The sequence below is a fragment of the Rudaea sp. genome, assembly GCF_036383415.1.
Lineage (GTDB): Bacteria > Pseudomonadota > Gammaproteobacteria > Xanthomonadales > Rhodanobacteraceae > Rudaea.
This window is the reverse complement of record NZ_DASVOK010000053.1, coordinates 1-6,479: the sequence shown is the minus strand read 5'-3', so window position 1 is coordinate 6,479 and position 6,479 is coordinate 1. Positions and strand designations below refer to the sequence as shown.

2 protein-coding genes are annotated in these 6,479 nt (G+C 67.5%); both read right to left on the bottom strand.

Features of this window, described 5'->3' with window-relative positions; genetic code table 11:
- Positions 1–5,604 (bottom strand): Hpt domain-containing protein (locus VF497_RS01805; RefSeq protein ID WP_330885671.1); only part of this gene is annotated, 5,604 nt, incomplete at its 3' end.
- Between the two features lie 10 nt (positions 5,605–5,614).
- Positions 5,615–6,479, bottom strand: an 865-nt coding sequence (locus VF497_RS01800) for a methyl-accepting chemotaxis protein (RefSeq protein ID WP_330885669.1), incomplete at its 5' end; no start/stop codon positions are given.

Below are 6,479 nucleotides of genomic sequence, written 5' to 3'. Positions count from 1 at the left end.
GAGGTCGAGAATCATGATGACCGAGCCGTCGCCCATGATCGTCGCGCCGAGGATGCCCGGCACCGAGGTGATCTGCGGACCGACCGGCTTGACCACGATCTCGCGCGAGCCGAGCACGTGGTCGACGCGCACCGCCGCGCGCTGGTCGCCGCTGCGCACGATCAACAACGGCACGTGCACGTCGTCGTGCACCGCCGGCGAGACCTCGCCGAGCTGCGGCGCGAGGTCGAGGATCGGATAGCTCTCGCCCGCGTAGGTGTATTCGGGCTCCTCCGCCGCGAGGCGCGTATCGAGTTCGCTGCGCGCGATGTGCACGGCGCCCTGCACCGCGTTCATCGGGATCGCGTAGTTGGCGTCGCCCAGGCGCACGATGATCGCCTGGGTCACGCCAAGCGTGAACGGCAGGCGCACGGTGAACGCGGCGCCGCGGCCGGGATTCGACTCGATCGCGAGCGAGCCGCCGAGCTGCTTGATCTGGCTGGCGACCACGTCCATGCCGACGCCGCGACCCGAGAGCTGGGTCAGGCTTTCCGCGGTGGAGAAGCCGCTGGTCAGGATGAAGGCGTCGAGTTCGCGATCGCCGATCCTCGCTTCCTGCGCGAGCAGGCCGCGCTCGATCGCGCGGCGACGGATCGCGGCGCGGTCGAGGCCGCGGCCGTCGTCGCTGATGCGCAGCACGGTTTCGGTCGCTTCGCGGGCGAGCGTGATGCGCACGTTGCCTTCGATCGGCTTGCCCGCGGCGAGACGCTCGGGCACGGCCTCGATGCCATGTGCGAGCGCATTGCGCAGCATGTGTTCGATCGGCGCCTTCATGCGTTCGAGCAGGGTGCGATCCATTTCGCCCTGCGCGCCCTCGACGCGCAGCAACGCTTCCTTGCCGAGCGAGGTCGCGGTCTGGCGCAGCGTGCGGCGCAGTGCCGGCACGAGCGAGTCGAACGGCACCATGCGCGCGCGCATGAGGCTTTCCTGCAGGTCGGCGCTGACGCGCGACTGTTGCATCAGCAGCGATTCGGACTGGCGCGTAAGCTGGTCGAAGCCGATCTGGATCGCGAACAAGTCGGACATCGACTCGGCCAAGCTGCGCGACAACTGCTGCAACTGGCTGAAGCGGTCGAGCTCGAGCGGATCGAACGAGGAGGCATCGCCTTCGCGCTGGAAGCGCGAGGCCATCTGCGCCTCGGCCTCGAGTTCGAGCCGGCGCATCTGCTCGCGCAGGCGCGACACGGTCGCTTCCATTTCGACGACGTTGGTGCGGTAGCTGGCGAGCTGCTGCTCCAGGCGCGAGCGATAGATCGCCACTTCGCTGGCGCCGTTGACCATCGCGTCGAGCTGGGCCGCGCGTACGCGGATGTACTCGCTGCCGGCGAACACCGGCTCGGTGGTCTCGGTCTGCGCTTCGGCGAGGACGGGCGTTTCCGGCGCCGATTCGGATACCGCGGCGAGCGGTTCCTGCACGCTCTCTGCGGGCTCCGCGACCTCGCGTTCGGGTTCCGCTGCCAGCGGCGCAAACACCGATTCGGTGTCGGCTTCACTGCGCGACAGCGCTTCGATGCGCGCGATCAATGCCGTGGGCATCGTCGTCGGTTGGCGCGCGGCGGCCGCCTGAACCAGCGTGTGCAGCGTATCGAAGCCCTGCTCCACCGCATGCAGCATGGCGCCGTCGAGCGCACGGCCATGTTCGACCACGCCTTCGAGCAGCGATTCCATCGCATGGCCGAGGTCGCCGATCGAGGCGAGCGCGGACATGTTCGCGCCACCCTTGATCGTGTGCAGGTCGCGGCGCAGTTCGTCGAGCAAACTGGTGTCGTCGGCTGCGCCGCGCAGGCGCAGCACGAGCGCATCGGAGCGGTCGAGGATTTCCTGCGACTCGAGGACGAAGATGTCGAGCAGGTCCTCGTCGATGTCGGGCACCGGATGCAGCGCGTCGACCGGCGCCGGCTCGTGCACCTGCTCGGGCTGAGCAGGTGCGGCGGGAATCTCGGCGAGGGCCGCAGGCATTTCCGCCTCGGCTGGCGGCGATGGCGTTGCATCCGCGTCCGTTGCCGGGACTTCGGCGGCGGCTTCGACGTGTTCGTGCGCGGCGTCGAAGAACGCCGCTTCTTCCGTTTCGACCAGTGGTTGTTCGACCGGCGGCTGCGCCGGCGGTAAGAATGTCTGTGCGAGCAGGCGTTCGTAGGCCGCGGTGGCCGACTCGAACTCGGTTGCGGTCAATCCTGCATCGGTTTCGATCGGCAGCGCGGCGCGCGCCGGCGGCTCGGCTTCGTGGATCGTTTCCGGCGTCGACTCCGCTTCCGCGAAAATCTGCGCAGCCTCGATCGATTCGGGACTGGGCTCCACGCCCGCTGCGTCACCGAGATCGGATCGATTCGCCGCATCGGCGACAGTCGGCGCGTCCGCTTCCTCGAGTTCCCTTAGGAACTTGGCATCGGCCGGATCAATTTCGTACTCGACTGCCGGCATTTCCTCCGCTACGGGTTCGAGCTCGTCGACCGGCAACTCCGCTGTGGTCGGTACTTCCGGTTCGAGCAACGTCTCCGCCGCGATCGGCGCCTGCGGCGCCAGCAGCGTCTCCGTCTCGATCGGTGCTTCCGGCTCGACCGCGACAATCGTTTCGCCGGCGTGCACTCCCTCGCGCAACGCGGCGATGCGGGCGGAAAGTCCGCCGGTGTCGGGGATCGCGGCACCGGTCTCGAACGCCGCCAGCGCGGCCCTCACTTCGGCCGAGACAGCCGCCAGCGTGTCGACGCCGTGGGCGTCAAGCGGCCGGTTAGCATTGCGCAGGCGCGCGAGCCAACCTTCGAGCGGCATCAGCAGTTGCGTGATCTGCGGCGCCTCGACCATGGCGAAGGCGCCGTTGAGCGTATGCACGGCACGCACCAGTTCCTCGCGCACCATGAGCGTACGCTCGCGACCATGGGCGACCGCGGCATCGATCACGCCGAGGTGCACGTCGGCCTCGCTGCGCAGCACGTCGAGCAGCAATTGATCGACCTGCGGCGCGGAAGGCGTCGGCTCGAAGCGGACTTCGTGCTCCGCAGTCGTCGTGTCGTCTGCTGCTGGCGCAAGTTCCTCTTGCTCTGCAGCGGCAGCGGGTGCGTCCGCGAACGCGACCGGCTCGGCTGCGGGCACGGGCTCCGCGTCCACAGCGGCCAGCGACTCGGCGGTCACGGAGGAATGTTCGATTTCGACCAGAGACCACTCGGCGTGTTCCGACGATTCGACCGCGACGATCTGGGAATCATCGACAAGCGGTTCCACTTCGAACGCGGGTGGAGTTTCGATCGCCGGCACATCGGTCGCGACCGGTTCCTCGACGGGAACGGGCGCTTCGGCCACGACAGCATCTGCCACGGGTTCCACCGCCGCAGGCGCGGGTGGCGCGATGCCGGCTAGCAGATTTTCATCGATCGGCGAGGTATCGCCCGCGCACAGGCGGTCGACCGCCGCGGCAAAGCCGTCCATCGCGAAGCTCGAACGCTCGGAGCGGGCGAATTCGTCGCGGAAGCGCGGCAAGGCGCCGATCGCATGGCTGACGACCTGCATCAGCGATGCGCTTGCGGGAATGCTGTGGTCGAGCACGCGATTGAGCGTGCTTTCCACTTTCCAGGCGAAGTCGCCGAGCTCCAGCGCACCGACGAGGCGGCCGGAGCCCTTGAGCGTATGGAACGAGCGGCGCACGATCTTGAGATCTTCGGTCTCTTCCGGCTGCGCGCGCCAGAGCGGGAAGTGCCGGCGCAGGTTGGCGATCTCCTCGTCCATTTCGTCGAGAAAGACCTGGCGCAGCTCTTCGTCGATCAGCGGCTGCGCGACCGGCGTGTGCGCTGCCGGTACCGCGGCGACGGGTGGTGCTGCCGGCGTCGGCGCCGCGGCATCCGCAGCGGAATCCGGCGCTGCATCCTCGCTGGACGGTTTGATCTCGGGCCAGTAATTGAGCTTGGCCAGGCTGTCGCGCATGATCCCGAGCACGCGCTCGCGATCGCCGCGCTGTTCGCGCACGGCCTCGATGTAGTACTCGATCGAGGCGACCGCATCGGCGAGCGCGTCGATATGGCTGGGATCCGGCACGCGCCGCCGTTCGAGCAGCTCGTTGCGAATGTAGTGCACCATCGCGTTGACCGGCTTGACCGCATCGCCGAGCGCGAGCATGTCGAGTGCGCCAGCTACTTCGACGAGCAATCCGGGCGTGGGCTCGAGCTGAGCATGGTCCAGCGGCGTCACGGCGAAGGCGAGGATGGTGTCCTTGACCTTGGCGACGTTGACCAGCGCCTCCTTCATCAGCACGTACATCAGGCGCACCACTTCGGCGCGCGGCACCTGGCCCTCGGTATCCTCAGTGTCCTCGGGCTTGGCACCGAGGCGCGAGATGTGATCTTCGAGCGAAGCTTCGACGACGAGCAGGCCGCCGGCGATGTCGAGCAGGTTGCCTTCGTCGGCTTCGATCTCGCCGTGCACGATTTGATCGATCGCGGTGCGCTGTTCGAGCACGCGCAGGCGCGGCACGCCCATGCCGAGCATGCCGAAGGTATCGGCGAGGCTGCCGAGCGTGTTGGCCTGCGCGACGAGATCGGCGGGATTGCGTTGCGGCGAATGCAGGAAGACGTTGAGCGTTTCCTTGACCCGGATCAGATCTTCGCGGATGCCGCCGGCGACGCTGTCGAGCAGCGCGCGGTTGTGGCCCGAGATCGAGCCATGCGCGTGTTCGAGTTCTTCGCGGGTCGGCAGCAGGTGGTCGAGGCTGTAGAACTCGATTACCGCCTTCGCGCGCTCGCCGCGCGCGCTGGCGTGGGCGAGGTAATAAAGCAGGTTCTTGACCAGTTCCTTGGCCGCGGTCGTGTCCAGCGCGGCTTCGCCGGAATCGATCAGGTGCTTGATCTCGCGGTCGAGTTTGCCGAACAGCAGCTTCATCGCCACGCTCGCCTCGATCGCGCCGCTCTGCAGGCCCTCGACCACGGCGCCGGAGACCCACCACAGCCGGCGCGCGGCATCGTGGCTGCTGCCGGCGTAAAGCGTGTCGAAGATCTGGCCGATGCGGGCAAGCGGCGCGGTCGCGCCGGGCTCGCGGATCCAGCGCAGCAGCATGAACTGGTATTCGTTGCGCAGACCGGTCGCGGCGGTGCGCAGCGCCTGCGCATCGGGCGCCTGCGCGGGCGGTTCCGGCAATGCGGCATCGATGTTCGGCGCGAACATCACCGCTTCGCTGAGCAGCTTCTCGCCGCGCGCGGCGCGCAGGTCGTTGAGCAGCGGCAGCAATACGATCGGGATGTCCTTGTGCCCGCTCTGCAGTCGCTCGATGTAGTCCGGCAGCTGCAGGAAGCCGCGCATCAGCACCGAGTAGATGTCCTCGCGCGGCATGATGCTGCCGTCGGCGAGGCCTCGCGCGACGCGCTCCATTTCCTCGACCACGAGCGCGGCGCCATACAGCTCGACCATGTTCAGCGTGCCGAACGTCGTGTGCAACCCGCCGGCGCAGTTGCGCATGGCCTGCATGTCGGCCGGATTGGCGGCGTAACGCTCGAGCGCCTGACGCGACTCTTTCAGCGTCACGTCGAGCTCGGGCTTGAGCCAGCCGAGCGTGGTGAAGTCGGTTTCCTGGGCGAGATTCATCGACGTGCCATCATTCCGGCAGCTTGAAGTCGGCGACCGAACGACGCAGGTCGGACGAAAGTTGGGCGAGGTTGCCGATCGACTCGGCCGTGTGGCTGGCGCCCGAGGCGGTCTGGGTGGTGATGTCCGAGATCACGTTCATCGTCGACGACACGCCGGCGACCTCAGCCGACTGGTGCTGCGCCGCGATCGCGATGTTCTTGATCAGGCCGGCGAGGTTGCCCGACACCGTTTCGATTTCACCGAGCTGCGTGCCGGCCTGTTCGGCGAGCTTGGCGCCGCCGACCACTTCGCTGGTGGTCTGCTCCATCGAGGCGACCGCTTCGTTGGTGTCGACCTGACTCGCGCTGACCAGCGTTTCGATGCGTCGTGTCGCCGCCGAAGCGCGTTCGGCCAGACGCTGCACTTCGTCGGCAACCACCGCGAAACCGCGGCCGGCCTCGCCGGCCGAGGCCGCCTGGATCGCCGCGTTGAGGGCGAGGATGTTGGTCTGTTCGGCGAGGTCGTTGATCAGCTCGACGATCGTGCCGATTTCCTGCGAGGATTCGCCGAGGCGCTTGATGCGTTTCGAGGTTTCCTGGATCTGGTCGCGAATCGAGTCCATGCCCTGGATCGTCTGGCGCACGATGCCGGCACCCTTCGAGGCGATCTGCACCGAGCGTTGCGCCACGTCGGCCGACTCGGCCGAGTTCTTCGACACTTCGTCGATCGAGACCGCGATTTCGTTGATCGCGGCCGAGGCCGAGGTGATCTGTTGCGCCTGATGTTCGGCGGCCTCCGCGAGGTGCATGGCGGTGGCCTGCGTTTCCTGCGCCGAGGTCGACACGTGCAACGCTGTGTCATTAATCGTGGTGACGAGGGAACGCAGCGCCTCG